General features: G+C 59.9%; 15 protein-coding genes. 3 read left to right on the forward strand and 12 right to left on the reverse strand.

What is annotated here, in order from left to right:
- Positions 1-9 precede the first annotated feature (9 nt).
- A complete protein-coding gene (gene dnaG / locus AC0J6G_RS18765; RefSeq protein ID WP_475250366.1) occupies positions 10-1,986 on the reverse strand; it encodes a DNA primase in 1,977 nt (658 codons plus the stop codon).
- Between the two features lie 137 nt (positions 1,987-2,123).
- On the reverse strand, positions 2,124-2,339 hold the full coding sequence (gene rpsU / locus AC0J6G_RS18770; RefSeq protein WP_003296736.1) for a 30S ribosomal protein S21: 216 nt from the start codon (positions 2,337-2,339) through the stop codon (positions 2,124-2,126).
- A 204-nt stretch (positions 2,340-2,543) separates the two neighbouring features.
- On the opposite strand from rpsU, the gene tsaD reads away from it, so the two are divergent.
- Complete coding sequence (gene tsaD / locus AC0J6G_RS18775; protein ID WP_475250369.1) at positions 2,544-3,569, forward strand: tRNA (adenosine(37)-N6)-threonylcarbamoyltransferase complex transferase subunit TsaD; 1,026 nt, start codon at positions 2,544-2,546, stop codon at positions 3,567-3,569.
- Between the two features lie 44 nt (positions 3,570-3,613).
- On the opposite strand, the gene plsY is transcribed toward tsaD, so the two are convergent.
- Positions 3,614-4,183, reverse strand: coding sequence for a glycerol-3-phosphate 1-O-acyltransferase PlsY (gene plsY / locus AC0J6G_RS18780; protein WP_475250372.1), 570 nt, complete (start codon positions 4,181-4,183; stop codon positions 3,614-3,616).
- Positions 4,184-4,256: 73 nt separating this feature from the next.
- Between plsY and folB the strand changes: the two genes are divergently transcribed.
- Positions 4,257-4,613, forward strand: coding sequence for a dihydroneopterin aldolase (gene folB / locus AC0J6G_RS18785; protein ID WP_475250373.1), 357 nt, complete (start codon positions 4,257-4,259; stop codon positions 4,611-4,613).
- A complete protein-coding gene (folK, locus tag AC0J6G_RS18790) occupies positions 4,604-5,140 on the forward strand; it encodes a 2-amino-4-hydroxy-6-hydroxymethyldihydropteridine diphosphokinase (RefSeq protein ID WP_475250374.1) in 537 nt (178 codons plus the stop codon). Before folB ends, folK begins: the two co-directional genes overlap by 10 nt.
- A 10-nt stretch (positions 5,141-5,150) precedes the next feature.
- On the opposite strand, the gene AC0J6G_RS18795 is transcribed toward folK, so the two are convergent.
- From AC0J6G_RS18795 to pdxA, 9 genes are all read right to left on the reverse strand, one after another.
- Positions 5,151-6,389 carry a multifunctional CCA addition/repair protein gene (locus AC0J6G_RS18795; protein WP_475250375.1) on the reverse strand — a complete coding sequence of 413 codons (1,239 nt, stop codon included), beginning with the start codon at positions 6,387-6,389 and terminating at the stop codon, positions 5,151-5,153.
- Between the two features lie 150 nt (positions 6,390-6,539).
- On the reverse strand, positions 6,540-8,102 hold the full coding sequence (locus tag AC0J6G_RS18800; RefSeq protein ID WP_475250376.1) for a SpoVR family protein: 1,563 nt from the start codon (positions 8,100-8,102) through the stop codon (positions 6,540-6,542).
- Positions 8,099-9,370: a YeaH/YhbH family protein gene (locus tag AC0J6G_RS18805; protein WP_475250377.1), complete on the reverse strand. Its 1,272-nt coding sequence runs from the start codon at positions 9,368-9,370 to the stop codon at positions 8,099-8,101. Before AC0J6G_RS18805 ends, AC0J6G_RS18800 begins: the two co-directional genes overlap by 4 nt.
- Positions 9,371-9,470: 100 nt before the next feature.
- The gene (locus AC0J6G_RS18810) at positions 9,471-11,393 is read right to left on the reverse strand and encodes a PrkA family serine protein kinase (protein WP_475250378.1); all 1,923 of its coding nucleotides are present in this window, start codon (positions 11,391-11,393) and stop codon (positions 9,471-9,473) included.
- A gap of 273 nt (positions 11,394-11,666) precedes the next feature.
- Positions 11,667-11,996, reverse strand: coding sequence for a thiosulfate sulfurtransferase GlpE (gene glpE, locus AC0J6G_RS18815; RefSeq protein ID WP_475250379.1), 330 nt, complete (start codon positions 11,994-11,996; stop codon positions 11,667-11,669).
- The gene (locus AC0J6G_RS18820) at positions 11,993-12,814 is read right to left on the reverse strand and encodes a symmetrical bis(5'-nucleosyl)-tetraphosphatase (RefSeq protein ID WP_475250380.1); all 822 of its coding nucleotides are present in this window, start codon (positions 12,812-12,814) and stop codon (positions 11,993-11,995) included. The genes glpE and AC0J6G_RS18820 overlap by 4 nt, the downstream gene beginning before the upstream one ends.
- Entirely contained in the window at positions 12,814-13,194 is a 381-nt protein-coding gene (gene apaG, locus AC0J6G_RS18825; RefSeq protein ID WP_475250381.1) for a Co2+/Mg2+ efflux protein ApaG, read from the reverse strand. Before apaG ends, AC0J6G_RS18820 begins: the two co-directional genes overlap by 1 nt.
- Positions 13,195-13,235: 41 nt before the next feature.
- Positions 13,236-14,039, reverse strand: a complete 804-nt coding sequence (gene rsmA, locus AC0J6G_RS18830) for a 16S rRNA (adenine(1518)-N(6)/adenine(1519)-N(6))-dimethyltransferase RsmA (RefSeq protein WP_475250382.1) — start codon at positions 14,037-14,039, stop codon at positions 13,236-13,238.
- Between the two features lie 107 nt (positions 14,040-14,146).
- A complete protein-coding gene (gene pdxA / locus AC0J6G_RS18835; protein WP_475250383.1) occupies positions 14,147-15,148 on the reverse strand; it encodes a 4-hydroxythreonine-4-phosphate dehydrogenase PdxA in 1,002 nt (333 codons plus the stop codon).
- Between the last annotated feature and the right edge of the window lie 117 nt (positions 15,149-15,265).

A 15,265-nucleotide genomic window follows, 5' to 3' on the forward strand; every position in this document is an offset into this window, starting at 1 on the left:
GTAACAGCCCTAAGCGCCAGTTGGGCTCGGGATTACTATTGATTCATTGCGCCTCAGCAAGCTGCGCAGTTGATCTTTCTCTTCTGCGCTTAGCTCACTTTGACGGGCTTTGCGCAGCAAATGTTCCAGGCTGCGCTCACGTTGGCGGGCTACAAGGCTAGTTATAGTGTCGAAAAACTGTTGTTCAAGGTTGTCGGCTGAAATTAACCATTCCTTTTCCGCCAGTGCGCGCAATAAGCGGCCCTGTTCGGTGCCGTGCCAGCGGGCGATCAGTTGCAGTGAGCGCAGGTTGGGGTTCTTTTGCAGTGCGCCAAGTAGGGCCACCAGTAGCTGTGCGTAAGTGTCATCTTCTGCGGCGAAATGGCTGACATCTTCAACTTTTTGCGCCAGTTGCGGGTGGTGCAGCAACGTGCGCAGGGCGCTCAGGTGTGGTGATTCGACACTGACTGCCGTGCGTGGTGCGCGCGGTGCGAATTCGCCCTGGCTCTTTTTGCTCCACTTGCCGCCGTCTTTCTTCCAGCTGCCTTTGCCTTTGTTGTTGCGCTCAAATTCGGTTTTGGGGCTGGGGTTTTCGTATTCGTTGCGGCTCGGCTCTACGTCGTAATAGGCGCTGTCGGGGATTTCGGGGTAATCCGGGTAGTCGCTGGGTGGTGCGTTGCTTGGATTCGACTGGCTGCTGCGCGCGGTGGGGGCCATCTGCTGCAGGGCTTCGCCGGATAAGCCGGTGATTTCGCTCAGGCGTTGGCGCATCAGGGCGCGCAGGTTGTTACCTGGGATTTTTTCGATTAGCGGTGCGGCCAGGGTCATCAAGTGCGCCTTGCCTTCCAGTGAGCGCGGGTCGGCTTCTTCACTCAGTTGCTGGAAAAAGTAGTCGGCCAGGGGTTGTGCGTGCTGGTTGATGCGGGCGCGGAAGGCGTCGGTGCCTTCGCTGCGAACCAGGGTGTCCGGGTCTTCGCCGTCGGGCAGGAACAGAAAGCGCGCGCGGCGGCCGTCTTGCAGGCTTGATAGTGTTGCCTCCAGTGCGCGCCAAGCGGCGTTGCGACCGGCGGCGTCGCCATCGAAGCAGAACAATACGCTCGGTACCACGCGAAACAGACGCTTGAGGTGTTCTTCGCTGGTGGCGGTGCCGAGGGTGGCGACGGCGTTGCGCAGGCCTTGCTGGGCCAGGGCGATCACGTCCATATAGCCTTCGACGACCATAATTTCGTCGAGGTCGCGGTTGTGCTTGCGGGCCTCGAACAGGCCGTAGAGTTCCTGACCTTTGTGGAACACCGGGGTTTCCGGGGAGTTCAGGTATTTTGGCTTTTCATCGCCGAGCACGCGGCCGCCGAAAGCGATTACCCGGCCGCGGCTGTCGCGGATGGGGAACATGATGCGGTCGCGAAAACGGTCGTAAACCCGTTTGGTTTCGGCGTTCTCAATCAGTAGGCCGGCGTCAGTCATGGCTTTTTGTTGCAGGCTGTCGCCGCCCAGCTGCTTGAGCAGGTTGTCCCAGCCGGGTGGGGCGAAGCCCATGCCGAAGTCGCGGGCGATTTCGCCGGAAAGGCCGCGTCCCTTGAGGTAGTCAATCGCGGCTTTACGCTGCGGGTGGCCCTTTAGTGCTTGCTTATAGAACTCAGCGGCTGCAGTCAGCAGTGGGTAAAGCGGTGAGTCGGTGGGTTGGCGCGGCTTGTTGCGTGCGCCTTCCTCGCGCGGTACTTCCATGCCGGCGCGCTTGGCCAGGTCCTCGATTGCCTGGGGGAAGTCCAGTTGGTCGTGGTCCATGACAAAGCCCAGGGCATTGCCGCCGGCGCCGCAGCCAAAGCAGTAGTAGAACTGTTTGTCTGGGCTGACGCTAAACGAGGGGGTCTTTTCTTTATGGAAGGGGCAGCAGGCGGTGTAGTTTTTACCGGCTTTTTTCAGCTGGATGCGCGAGGCGACCACGTCGACGATGTCGGTGCGGTTGAGCAGGTCATCGATAAAAGACTGTGGGATCAGGCCGGCCATAGGCGCTCAGAGTACTGTCATGCGCGCGGGCAGAACAGGTGTAGCAAAAACTAAAAGACTCCGTCATCACCCGAGGGTGCGCGGAGTCTAAAAGCAAAACCCTGCCTAGGCGGGGTGTCAGGCGTTGCTTGTACTAATTAGTACAGGCGGACGCTGCGGCGCTGCTCGCGCTGCACTTTCTTAGCGTGACGCTTAACAGCGGCTGCTGCTTTACGCTTACGCTCGGAAGTCGGCTTTTCGTAGAATTCACGGCTGCGAACTTCAGCCAGAACACCGGCTTTTTCGCAGGAGCGCTTGAAACGACGCAGAGCTACGTCGAAGGGTTCGTTCTCTTTAACTTTGACGGCTGGCATCCAGGGCTTACCTTCTTTATTACCGGGGGTAACGTTACTCCTGGCATTTGGCGCTGGAGAACGTAGGTTTTTAAGGGTTGCGGATGTTACCGCCTCATCACGCGGAATGCAAAGCCTCTGATCGAAAAGCGCTGGCCGGTACGCAGCAGCCGCCATTATCATGCGCGCCTTCGAAGTTGCACACACTACTACAAGGCACTGCCCATGCTGGTTCTGGGATTGGAAACCTCTTGCGACGAAACCGGTGTCGCGCTTTACGACAGCGAGCAGGGTCTGCTGGCCGATGCGCTGTTCAGCCAGATCGATTTGCACCGTGTGTATGGCGGTGTGGTGCCGGAGTTGGCCTCGCGTGACCACGTCAAACGCATGCTGCCGCTGATCCGTCAGGTGCTCAGCGAGGCTGGTAAAAGCAACGCCGACATCGACGCCATCGCCTACACCGCAGGTCCAGGCCTGGTGGGCGCGCTGTTAGTGGGCGCTTCCTGTGCCCAGGCGCTGGCTTTTGCCTGGAATATCCCGGCGCTTGGCGTGCATCACATGGAAGGTCACTTGCTGGCACCGATGCTGGAACAGCAGCCGCCAGCCTTTCCGTTCGTCGCGTTGTTGGTTTCCGGTGGTCATACCCAGTTGGTGCGTGTTGACGGTATTGGCCAGTACCAACTGCTCGGCGAGTCGCTGGATGATGCGGCAGGCGAGGCCTTCGACAAGACGGCCAAGCTGATGGGCTTGCAGTACCCCGGTGGCCCAGAGATTGCCAAATTGGCGCTGAGCGGCACGCCTGGGCGCTTTAAATTCCCGCGGCCGATGACCGATCGCCCCGGTTTGGAGTTCAGTTTCAGCGGCCTGAAAACCTTCACCCTGAATACCTGGCAGCAGTGCCAGGCTGTCGGCGACACCGCTGAGCAAACCCGCTGCGACATCGCGTTGGCATTCCAGCAGGCGGTGGTTGATACCCTCACCATCAAGTGCAAGCGCGCGCTCAAACAAACAGGGTTGAATAACCTGGTTATTGCTGGTGGCGTGAGTGCCAACCAGGCGCTGCGCCAGTCGTTAGAGAAGATGCTCGCCGAGCTGAAGGGTGAGGTGTTCTATGCCCGCCCGGCGTTCTGCACGGATAACGGCGCAATGATCGCCTATGCGGGCTGCCAGCGCTTGCTGGCGGGGCAGCATGAGGATTTAAGCATCAAGGTGCAGGCCCGTTGGCCGATGGAGCAACTGCCCGCGCTGTGACTGTAGGGGGTTGGGCTGGCGTGAGCGCTGCTCATCTTGCGTGCTTAGAAATGTCGCTCACGGCCGGCGAACAGATCGCGTAAATTGCTGCGATGGCGCCAAACGATCAGCCCGGTCAGCGTGCAAACAGGCAAGAGTACGGCCGGTTGTTGCCAGGCTAGCAGGGGCAAGGTTAATGGCGTGGCAATTAACGCGGCCAGTGAGCTGGTGCGCGTGAGGATGAACGTCAGTAACCAAGCGCCCAGCGCTAGCAAGGCAGCCGGTGGGTACAGACCGAGCAGCATACCGGCGGCCGTGGCAACGCCTTTACCGCCTCGGAAGTTGAAATACAGCGGGTACAGGTGGCCGATAATGGCTGCTAGGCCGATCCAGGCTTGTTCCTGCAGGCTGAAGTTGCCCAGTTTGGCGAGCAGTACCGGCAGCAAGCCCTTGAGCAGGTCGCCGATCAGCGTCAGCACGGCCAGACGTTTGCCGGCAAGCCGGAACATATTGGTGGCGCCAGGATTACCCGAGCCACTGGCGCGCGGGTCCGGCCCACCGGCGAGGCGGCTGAGCAGGATGGCAAAGGACAACGAGCCGAGCAGGTAGGCGAGGGTCGCTAACAGCCAAAACATGGTATCCATTCCGGGCAAGGGAGCCCTGAGTCTAACTAGGTGCGACAGCCTTGTCGTGCCGCGGAGAGCGAGCTTGGACACAGTTTTTATCGAGGGTCTGGAAGTCGATACGGTAATCGGTGCCTACGACTGGGAGCGGACTATTCGCCAGTGTTTGCGCGTGGACCTGTATCTGGGGTGGGATAATCGTCCGGCTGCGGCCGGTGATGACCTGAACAAAGCGCTGGATTACGCCAAGCTCTCAGAGCGGGTGCAGGTTTTTGCGCGTGAGTCGCAATTTATCCTGGTGGAGACCTTTGCTGAGCGTCTGGTCGAGTTGCTGATGGCTGAGTTTCAGATCCCCTGGGTGCGCCTCAAACTGACCAAACCTGGCGCCGTGCCTGCGGCCAGTGGCGGGGTTGGTGTGGAGATCGAGCGCGGATGTCGCTAACTCGCGTTCTGTTGGGCCTCGGGAGCAATGTTGGGCGCGAGGCGCACTTGGCGGCGGGCCTCGATGCGCTCGCCGGCTTACTCACCGGCATGCACTGCTCGCCGGTGTTTGAAAGCGAGGCGGTCGGTATCAAGAGCGGGCCATTCTTCAATCTGGTGGTGGTGGGTTTCAGTGCGCTGCCGTTGGGTGAGTTGGACCGCCGGTTGAAGCGTATCGAGGCCGACAACGGCCGCTACGCACCCGACCGTAAAGGCCTGCCGCTGGACATCGATGTTTTGCTGTATGGCGATCTGGTCGGTGACTTTGGTGGGTTGACTCTGCCGCGTGCGGAGATCCTCAAGAATGCCTTTGTGCTCTGGCCGCTGGCGCTGCTGGCGCCGGATGTGTTGCATCCGGCGCAGCAGCGCAGCTTTGCTGAGTTATGGCAGGCGGCCCAGATTGCGCAGCACTTGCGGCCCGTAGCGTTCAGCTGGCGCGAGCAAGCCCTGACGCCCACTGAGTTGATCCTGGCGCATCCTGGCGCATAGCGCTGCGGCGTTACGCCGATTGCTCTGCGCGGTGTGCTTTGTATGCGCTAAGCGCTTGCAGGCGCTCGCGGTCTAAGGCTTCGCCGAGCTCCGCACCCTTGAAGCCCTGCGCGAGCAGGGGTTGCACGCTCACGGCGCGAGCCGCGTGCATGGCGCCGCGCAGGTAGTCAGCTTGCGGGTAGGCGCGTTGTTCCAGGCCAAGGCGTCCGCGGGCATCCATTTCGCAAGCGGCAATAAACTCCTCAAAGCGCTGCGGTCGGCGGAATACATCGAAGCCTTGCAACAACTTGAGCAAGGTCGAGGCTTTCAGCTCCAACGCGCGATGGCCGTGGGTGTGGAACTCGCCGACCTGGCGGGCCAGCTCCTGGCAGTCTTTGGGCGCCTTGCAGCGCTGGTTGATCGCGCTGATCAGCTTCACACCTTTGACCTCGTGGGCGATATGCCGCGGCCACTCGGCCTCAGGCGTAAGGCCCTTGCCAACATCATGCAGCAGGCAGGCCCAGCGCACTGTCAGCGGTTGTTGGTGCTCGGCGCATTGGCGCAGCACGCTGAGTACGTGTGCGCCGGTATCGATTTCTGGGTGATGGCTGGGCGGCTGGGGAATGCCGAACAGGCAGTCCACCTCAGGCAATAGCACCTGTAATGCACCGCAGTCGCGCAGCACTTGGATAAATACATCCGGGCGGGGCTCCATCAGGGCGCGGGAGATTTCCTTCCAGCTGCGTTCGGGCGTGAGTGCGGTTAGTTCGCCGGACTCGCTCAATTCACGCATCAGCGCCAAGGTTTCAGGTGCGACGCTGAAGCCGAGGGGCGCGTAACGGGCAGCGAAACGCGCCACCCGCAACACGCGCAGTGGGTCTTCAGCAAAGGCGGGGGATACATGACGCAGCAGCTTGGCTTCGAGGTCACGCTGGCCGCCATAGGGATCAATCAGGTTGCCTTGCTCGTCTTCGGCCATGGCGTTGACGGTCAGGTCGCGGCGGATCAGGTCTTCTTCCAGTGTTACGTCTGGGCTGGCGAAGAAGGTGAAGCCGCCATAGCCGCGTCCGCTTTTACGCTCGGTACGTGCCAGGGCATATTCCTCACCGGTTTGTGGGTGCAGAAACACCGGGAAGTCCGCACCTACCGGGCGGTAGCCCAGCTCAAGCATCTTCTCGGCGCTGGCGCCGACCACTACCCAGTCAATTTCGCTAATGCTTCTGTTTAACAAGCGGTCGCGTACTGCGCCGCCCACTTTATAAATCCGCATGCTTAAGGGCTGTTCCCATCTCGTTCGCGGCCGCACTGGTGGCCTGTTTAAGCGCAAAGCATAACGGCTGGGCAGCGCAGCTGTCTGGTTAGTGCACGTAGTCGAGTCCGCCAAGGCGCCCAGCTAAGCGCCATGAAGGCCCATCAGCAATTAAATGGGGGGGATCATCAGGTCAAGGCGTGCGTAGTCACTGTCGTGCTCAGGCTTGGGCGGCACGTGTTGGCTGCCGATCAGTTGATCGCCCTGGTACATCTCCAGGTGGATAGTGAACCCCCATAGGCGATGCAGGTGCTTGAGTACGTCTTCGGTCGAATTACCCAGTGGCTTACGGTCGTGTTGCTGGTGGCGTAGGGTCAACGAGCGATCACCGCGGCGGTCGATGCTCCAGATCTGCACATTGGGTTCGCGGTTGCCCAGGTTGTATTGCGCCGCGAGGGTTTCGCGAATCTGCTGGTAGCCGGGCTCATCGTGGATCGCTGGGACATACAGCTCGTCTTTCTGGTCGTCATCGAGAATGCTGAACAGCTTAAGGTCGCGGATCACCTTGGGTGACAGGTACTGCAGGATAAAGCTCTCGTCCTTGAAGCTGTTCATGGCGAACTTCAGGGTACTCAGCCAGTCACTGCCGGCAATTTCTGGGAACCAGCGGCGATCTTCTTCCGTCGGCTCTTCACAGATGCGGCGGATGTCGCGGTACATGGCAAAGCCCAGCGCGTAGGGGTTGATGCCGCTGTAGTAGGGGCTGTCGAACGACGGCTGGTAGACCACGCTGGTGTGCGACTGCAGGAATTCCATCATAAAACCTTCGGTCACCAGGCCTTCGTCGTACAGGTCGTTCATCAGGGTGTAGTGCCAGAAGGTCGCCCAGCCTTCGTTCATCACCTGGGTTTGGCGCTGCGGGTAGAAGTACTGAGCGATCTTGCGCACGATGCGGATGATCTCGCGCTGCCAGGGCTCCAGCAGCGGCGCGTGCTTCTCGAGGAAATACAGGATGTTTTCCTGTGGTTCTGCGGGGAAACGCTTGCTGTCCTTGTCGCCGCCTTTGCTGGCGTTTTTCGGGATGGTGCGCCAAAGGTCGTTGATCTGCTTCTGCAGGTGTTCTTCGCGGTCCTTCATGCGCCGCCGTTCTTCCTCGGCGGAAATCGGATAGGGGCGTTTGTAGCGGTCGACGCCGTAGTTCATCAGGGCGTGGCAAGAGTCGAGCAGGTCCTCCACCGCGTCGATGCCGTGGCGTTCTTCGCATTGCATGATGTATTGCTTGGCGAACACCAGGTAGTCGATGATCGAGCTGGCGTCGGTCCAGGTGCGGAACAGGTAGTTGCCCTTGAAGAAGCTGTTATGGCCGTAGCAGGCATGGGCGATCACTAGGGCCTGCATGCAGATGGTGTTCTCTTCCATCAGGTAGGCGATGCAGGGGTCGGAGTTGATCACGATCTCGTAGGCCAGCCCCATCTGCCCGCGTTTGTAGCCTTTCTCGGTGCTGAGGAAGTGCTTGCCGTAAGACCAGTGGTGGTAACCCAGCGGCATACCGACCGATGCGTAGGCGTCCATCATCTGCTCGGCGGTGATCACCTCGATCTGGTTTGGGTAGGTGTCCAGGGCATAACGTTCGGCAAGTCGGCCGATTTCGCGGTCGTACTGGCCGATCAGCTCGAAGGTCCACTCAGAGCCGGTGGAAATGGGCTGGCGTCTTTTGTTTTGAGTCTTGGTCATGTGGCGAGCCTCCGCTGAAACAGGTCGCGGAACACTGGGTAGATATCACCAGCCGATACCAGTTGCTGCTGAGCGAAGGTGTCGGCGAACGCCGCGCTCACCTGCTCGTACTCGAACCACAGCGCCTGGTGTTCGCGTGGGGTGATCTCAACGTAGGTGAAGTACTGCATAAGCGGCATGATCTGATTGATCAACAGGTCCCGGCAAACGGGTGAGTCGTCATTCCAGTTATCGCCATCCGAGGCTTGGGCAGCGTAGATATTCCATTCGTTAATCGGGTAGCGCTCGGTCATGACCTCGTGCATCAACTTGAGCGCACTGGAAACGATGGTGCCGCCGGTTTCGCGCGAATAGAAAAACTCCTCCTCATCGACCTCCTTGGCACTGGTGTGGTGGCGAATAAACACCACGTCGATTTTTTCGTAGTTCCGCTTGAGGAACAGGTACAGCAGGATAAAGAAGCGCTTGGCGATGTCCTTGGTCGACTGGGTCATGGAACCAGAAACGTCCATCAGGCAGAACATCACCGCCTTGGAGCTGGGGTTAGGCTGTTTGACCAACAGGTTGTATTTGAGGTCGAAGGTGTCGAGGAAGGGGATGCGCTTGATCCGCGCACGCAGTTTGCCGACTTCTTCTTCCAACGCTTGGATATCGCCCAGGTTGTCCGGTTGCTCCAGCTTCAGGCGTTCCAGTTCAGCCTGAGCGCTCTTGAGCTTGTTGCGGCTGCTGCCGGACAGGGCAATGCGCCGAGCATGGGCCGAACGCAGGGTGCGCACGATGTTGATGCGCGACGGGTTGCCTTCATTGCTGATGCCGGCACGCACACTTTTGAAGGTGTCGCTGCCGGTCAGGTGGCGTTTGATCAGGTTGGGCAGTTCGAGGTCCTCGAACATAAAGTCGAGGAATTCTTCCTGGGTGATCTGGAAGACGAACTCGTCCATGCCTTCGCCGGAATTGCTCGCCTTGCCGGCACCTTGGCCGCTGCCACCGCCTTGAGGGCGGGCAATTTTCTCGCCGGTGGTGAATTCGCGGTTACCGGGGTGCACCGTAGTCTGGCGGCCGCCACGACCGTGGTGCAGCACAGGTTCGTCGATATCGCGGCCGGGGATGCTGATTTGTTCGCCGTGTTCCATGTCAGTAATGGAGCGGCGGCTGACCGCTTCTTCCACGGCCTTCTTGATATGGTCGCGGTAACGCCGCAGGAAGCGCTGACGGTTTACCGTGCTCTTGTTTTTGCCGTTCAGGCGGCGGTCGATCACATGGCTCATAACTGCCCTCCGTGCACTGCAGACATCAGGCCCAGCCACTACAGGGCGGCGTTTTTTCGCGCGCCCTGCGCTGGCTGGCAGCCTGTCGCGTCAGGCTGCGTTATTGCGATTTACGAACCCGCAGGTACCACTCGGACAGCAGGCGTACCTGCTTGTCGGTGTAACCGCGCTCGACCATGCGAGTGACGAAGTCGTTGTGTTTCTGTTGATCCTCCTTGCTCGCTTTGGCGTTGAAGCTGATGACCGGCAGCAGATCCTCGGTGTTGGAGAACATCTTCTTCTCGATCACCACGCGCAGTTTTTCGTAGCTGAGCCAGGTCGGGTTTTTGCCATTGTTGTTGGCACGGGCGCGCAGCACGAAGTTGACGATCTCGTTGCGGAAATCCTTCGGATTGCTGATGCCGGCCGGTTTCTCGATCTTTTCCAACTCCTCGTTGAGGGCCACGCGGTTGAGGATCTCGCCAGTTTCCGGGTCGCGGTATTCCTGATCCTGAATCCAGAAATCGGCGTACAGCACGTAGCGGTCGAAGATGTTCTGCCCGTATTCGCTGTAGGACTCCAGGTAAGCGGTTTGGATTTCCTTGCCAATAAACTCGATGTAGCGCGGCGCCAGGTATTCCTTGATAAAGCGCAGGTAACGCTCGCGGGTTTCGGCGGGGAATTGCTCCTGCTCGATCTGCTGTTCCAGCACGTACAGCAGGTGCACCGGATTGGCCGCGATCTCGTGCGGATCAAAGTTGAACACCTTGGAGAGGATCTTGAAGGCGAAGCGGGTCGACAGGCCGTTCATGCCTTCATCCACGCCCGCGCTGTCGCGGTACTCCTGAATAGATTTGGCTTTGGGATCGGTGTCCTTGAGATTTTCGCCGTCGTAGACGCGCATCTTCGAGTAAACGTTGGAGTTTTCTGGCTCTTTCAGGCGGCTGAGCACAGTGAACTGCGCGAGCATCTTCAGGGTGTCCGGGGCGCAGTGGGCCTTGGACAGCGAACTGTTGATCAGCAGTTTGTCGTAGATCTTGATTTCGTCAGAAACGCGCAGGCAGTACGGCACTTTGACGATGTAGATACGGTCGATGAACGCCTCGTTGTTCTTGTTGTTGCGGAAGCTGTGCCATTCCGACTCGTTGGAGTGAGCCAGCAAGATGCCGCTGTAGGGGATCGCCCCGAGGCCTTCGGTGCTGTTGTAGTTGCCTTCCTGGGTAGCGGTCAGCAACGGGTGCAGCACCTTGATCGGTGCCTTGAACATCTCAACAAACTCCATCAGGCCCTGGTTGGCCCGGCACAGCGCACCTGAGTAGCTGTAAGCGTCAGCGTCGTTCTGTGGGTATTCCTCGAGCTTGCGAATATCCACCTTACCGACGAGGGCGGAGATGTCCTGGTTGTTTTCATCGCCCGGCTCGGTCTTGGCCACGGCAATCTGGTTGAGGATCGAGGGATAGAGTTTGACCACGCGGAACTGGCTGATGTCGCCGCCAAATTCCTGCAGGCGCTTGGTGGCCCACGGCGACATGATGCTGCCCAGGTAGCGCCGCGAGATACCGTAATCTTCTTCGAGAATGGCGCCGTCTTCTGCGTCGCTGAACAGCCCTAGCGGCGACTCAAACACCGGGGAGCCTTTGATCGCGTAGAACGGTACTTTCTCGATCAGGTGCTTGAGTTTCTCGGCCAGCGATGACTTACCGCCGCCCACCGGACCCAGCAGGTAGAGGATCTGCTTCTTCTCTTCCAAGCCCTGAGCCGCATGGCGGAAGTAGGAGACGATCTGATCGATGCACTCTTCCATGCCGTGGAAGTCGGCAAAGGCGGGGTAGCGGCGGATCACCTTGTTGGAGAAGATGCGCGACAGCCGAGGGTCGGTCGAGGTGTCGAGCAGTTCAGGCTCGCCAATGGCCAGCAGCAGGCGTTCAGCTGCTGAGGCATAGGCGCTGCGATCCTGCTTGCACAGCTCGAGGTACTCCTGGAGGGAGAGTTCCTCCTGGCGAGTCGCTTCGAAACGTTGTTGGAAGTGGCTGAAAATGCTCATGACTTCACCTCGCTCGATGCGCAGAGCCGGTGCGGGATCGGTCAGGTGCTTGGTCGCTCCGGTGCGAATGCAGCCGGTTGAAACCCCCGAACACCTAAAAGTCATACCGATGGCCCGATGCCGTTTGGCCGGCTCTACCTTGTTTTGGATGGCCTGAGCTCAAGGATAGTTCGGATTCGGCGGGGGCAAGGGGCGCGCAACGATAACAGGATATTACCGTTGGTCGGCAGCGGCCGGCAGGCCGCTGCTGGTGCGGCCTGGGCGGTGGAAAAATTATTCTTCGGCGGTGTGCGCTGTTTCTTCAGGGAAGGTCGCGCGCCACAGCTCGAAACCGCCGTCGAGGCTGTAGACATCACTGAAACCCTGGCCGACCAGATAGGCCGCCGCGCTCTGGCTGGAGTTGCCGTGGTAGCAGGCAACGATCAGCGGCGCGTCGAGATCGGCCTGGGTGATGAAGCTGTGCAGCGAGTGGTTGTCGAGGTGCTGGGCACCACTGATATGACCGGCAGCAAAGCTTTGTGGGTCGCGGATGTCGACCACCACTGCGCCTTGTTGGCGCAAGGCCTGAGCCTGCTCGGGGGGGATGCGTTTGAATTCGCTCATGCTTGCTCCTTACAGTCGCAGCTGTATTTCTCGCCGCTATCGATATTCATCAGGGTCATGCTGGCGCCCCACACACAGCCAGTATCCAGGGCTACTACCTCTGGTTCCTGGCATTGCCCTTCAAGCGCCGCCCAGTGGCCGAAAATAATGCGCTGGCCGCGAGTTTTACGCTGCTTGTAGCTGAACCACGGTGCGTAGCCCGGTGGGGCGCTGCCGACGCCTTCTTTGCTTTTCAGGTCGAGGGTGCCATCGGCTTTGCAGAAGCGCATGCGAGTGAAGTAGTTGGTAATGACCCGTAGGCGGGTGACGCCGTGCAGGTCGCCATTCCACTTATCCGGCTCGTTGCCGTACATGCCATCGAGAAACAAGGGCAGGCGCACGTCGTCACGCAGAACCGCCTCGACTTCGGCGGCGCGCTTAAGTGCTTTGCCCATGTTCCACTGCGGTGGAATGCCGGCATGTACCAGGGCGGTTTTACGGGCCTCGTCATAATGCAAAAGCTTTTGTCGACGCAGCCAGTCGAGCAGGTCGGCGGCATCCGGCGCGTCGATGATCTCGCGCAGGGTGTCGCCTTTTTTCAGTCGCCCAATATTGTGTGCTGCAGCCAGCAGGTGCAGATCGTGATTGCCCAGCACGCATACCAACGCCTCGCGGATGCTGTAGAGAAACCGCAGCGTTGCTAAGGATTCGGGGCCGCGATTGACCAAGTCTCCGACCAGCCACAACGTGTCCTGCGCGGGATCAAAAGCCACGCGCTCAAGCAGGCATTGCAGAGGTTTCAGGCACCCTTGCACGTCGCCGACTGCATAAGTGGCCATCAGTGCAGCGAGCCCGGCACCGCAAGGCGGAAGGGCGCGATGACGGCATCAAAACGTTTGCCGTCGTCGGCGAGCATCTGATAACTGCCCTGCATGATGCCGACCCGCGTGCTCATCACTGTGCCACTGCTGTAGGTGTGGCTGGCGCCCACGTCGATCAGTGGTTGTTGGCCGATCACGCCCGCGCCGCGCACTTCCTGCACGCGGCCGTCGCCATCGGTAATCACCCAGTGCCGCGAGAGCAGTTTGGCCGGTAGCTCACCGTTGTTGCTCACCGTGACGGTGTAAGCGAAGGCAAAGCGGCTCTGCTCCGGCTGCGATTGCTCCGGCAGGTAGCGGGCAACGACGCTGACGTCGATGTGGTAGCGCGAATCGCTCATGGGTCATTAACTCGGTGGGCAGAAAACCAGTTTAGCCACGGTTATTCGGCGCTAGGTTGCTCGGCCAGTTTGTCCGCCAGGCGTACAAACGCCGCCAGGTCCAGTTGTTCAGGGCGCAGGCTACCATCCACTCCGGCGGCTTCAATGGCATCAGCGGCCAGTAAATTCTTCAGCGTGTTGCGCAAGGTCTTGCGCCGTTGGTTGAAGGCTTCGCGCACCACACGCTCAAGTAGGTGGTGGTCTTTGGCTGGGTGTGGCAGCACTTCGTGCGGCACCAGGCGAACGATTGCTGAATCGACTTTCGGCGGCGGATTGAACGCGCCGGGGCCGACATTGAACAGATGCTCCACGCGGCAGTGGTACTGCACCATGATCGACAGGCGACCCCAATCGCCACCGCCGGGCACTGCTGCCATGCGCTCAACCACTTCCTTCTGCAGCATAAAGTGCATGTCGCGAATCAGCGCGGCATTGCTCAGCAGGTGGAAGATCAATGGTGTGGAGATGTTGTACGGCAGGTTACCGACCACACGCAGGCTGCGAGGGGCAGCCTGTAATTGGTTGAAGTTGAACTTGAGGGCGTCGCCTTGGTTCAGGCGAAAACGCGGGTTGGCGCCGAACTGATGCTGCAGGATCGGCACTAAATCACGGTCGAGTTCAATAACGTCGAGCTGCGCGCCGCTGTTCAGCAGGCCTTCCGTCAGCGCACCTTGGCCTGGGCCAATTTCCAGCATGTGCTCGCCCTCGCGGGCGTGAATGGCGCGCAAAATACGGTGAATCACCCCCGCATCATGCAGGAAGTTCTGGCCAAAACGCTTGCGCGCGCGGTGTTGGTATTCGGACATGCAGCAGCTCCAGGCTTCAACCCAGAGGCTTGAAGCGAATGTAACGCGGGTAGAAAGCCAGGCAGTTTAACAGCATTGGCCGCGTACGCCGCTGCCGGGCTTAGCGGTCAGCGGCTTTTCACCTGGCTGGCAGCCATGGCATACGCGGTGTGCAGGGCGACCTGCAGGCTACCGCTGTCGATTTTGCCGCTGCCAGCCAGGTCCAGCGCGGTGCCGTGGTCCACCGAGGTGCGGATGATTGGTAAGCCTAGGGTGATGTTCACCGCCGCGCCAAAGCCTTTGTATTTGAGCACTGGCAGGCCCTGGTCGTGGTACATCGCCAGCACCGCGTCGCTTTGCTCAAGGTGCTTGGGGGTAAACAGAGTGTCGGCCGGTAATGGGCCGATCAGATTGATACCTTCGTTGCGCAGCTGTTGCAGGGTGGGTTCGATGATTTCAATTTCTTCGCGACCCAGGTGGCCCCCTTCGCCGGCATGCGGGTTGAGACCACAGACCAGGATGCGCGGGTGAGCGATACCGAATTTCGTGCGCAGGTCATGATCGAGAATGCGCGTGACCCGGCTCAGGCGTTCAGGGGTAATGGCGTCGGCCACTTCTCGCAGGGGGAGGTGGGTGGTTACCAGTGCCACACGTAGGCCGTGGGTCGCCAGCATCATCACCACCTGCTCGGTGTGGGTCAGCTCGGCGAGAAATTCGGTGTGCCCGGAAAAGGCGATCCCGGCTTCGTTGATCACCCCCTTGTGCACCGGTGCGGTAATCATCCCGGCAAAGTGACCGTCGAGGCAGCCCTGGCCCGCGCGGGTGAGCGTTTGCAGTACGTAGTCTGCGTTGCGGGCGTCCAGCCTGCCGGGCTCTACGGGGGCGGCCAGCGGGGTATCCCACACATACAGGCTGCCCGCCGGTGCGGCCTGGCTTGGCCATGATTCTGGCTCGACGCGGATCAGCTGAATGGTTAGCCCAAGCAACTGGGCGCGCTCGGCCAGCAGATCGAGGCTGGCGATGGCGACAAGTGCGTGCGGCTGTGCTTCTTGTGCCAGCAGCAGGCATAGGTCCGGGCCTATACCGGCGGGTTCTCCGGGGGTGAGTGCGAAAAGACGGGCGGCGGTCATCGGCAAGTTCTCGGTTAGGCGCCAACTCGGTTGGTGCGTCAGTTAGAGGTGCAGGCGTTGCTAGTTGAGCATTAAAAAGCCCGGCTATGCGTGTGCATGAGCCGGGCTTAGTATGTT

Source organism: Pseudomonas sp. TS_SC_3, assembly GCF_056156225.1.

What these genes read in the sequence shown, in the direction of transcription:
- dnaG (WP_475250366.1), bottom strand. Translation starts at nt 1,986, where the DNA reads ATGGCCGGCCTGATCCCACAGTCTTTTATCGATGACCTGCTCAACCGC.
- rpsU (WP_003296736.1), bottom strand. Translation starts at nt 2,339, where the DNA reads ATGCCAGCCGTCAAAGTTAAAGAGAACGAACCCTTCGACGTAGCTCTG.
- tsaD (WP_475250369.1), top strand. Translation starts at nt 2,544, where the DNA reads ATGCTGGTTCTGGGATTGGAAACCTCTTGCGACGAAACCGGTGTCGCG.
- plsY (WP_475250372.1), bottom strand. Translation starts at nt 4,183, where the DNA reads ATGTTTTGGCTGTTAGCGACCCTCGCCTACCTGCTCGGCTCGTTGTCC.
- folK (WP_475250374.1), top strand. Translation starts at nt 4,604, where the DNA reads ATGTCGCTAACTCGCGTTCTGTTGGGCCTCGGGAGCAATGTTGGGCGC.
- AC0J6G_RS18795 (WP_475250375.1), bottom strand. Translation starts at nt 6,389, where the DNA reads ATGCGGATTTATAAAGTGGGCGGCGCAGTACGCGACCGCTTGTTAAAC.
- AC0J6G_RS18800 (WP_475250376.1), bottom strand. Translation starts at nt 8,102, where the DNA reads ATGACCAAGACTCAAAACAAAAGACGCCAGCCCATTTCCACCGGCTCT.
- AC0J6G_RS18805 (WP_475250377.1), bottom strand. Translation starts at nt 9,370, where the DNA reads ATGAGCCATGTGATCGACCGCCGCCTGAACGGCAAAAACAAGAGCACG.
- AC0J6G_RS18810 (WP_475250378.1), bottom strand. Translation starts at nt 11,393, where the DNA reads ATGAGCATTTTCAGCCACTTCCAACAACGTTTCGAAGCGACTCGCCAG.
- glpE (WP_475250379.1), bottom strand. Translation starts at nt 11,996, where the DNA reads ATGAGCGAATTCAAACGCATCCCCCCCGAGCAGGCTCAGGCCTTGCGC.
- AC0J6G_RS18820 (WP_475250380.1), bottom strand. Translation starts at nt 12,814, where the DNA reads ATGGCCACTTATGCAGTCGGCGACGTGCAAGGGTGCCTGAAACCTCTG.
- apaG (WP_475250381.1), bottom strand. Translation starts at nt 13,194, where the DNA reads ATGAGCGATTCGCGCTACCACATCGACGTCAGCGTCGTTGCCCGCTAC.
- rsmA (WP_475250382.1), bottom strand. Translation starts at nt 14,039, where the DNA reads ATGTCCGAATACCAACACCGCGCGCGCAAGCGTTTTGGCCAGAACTTC.
- pdxA (WP_475250383.1), bottom strand. Translation starts at nt 15,148, where the DNA reads ATGACCGCCGCCCGTCTTTTCGCACTCACCCCCGGAGAACCCGCCGGT.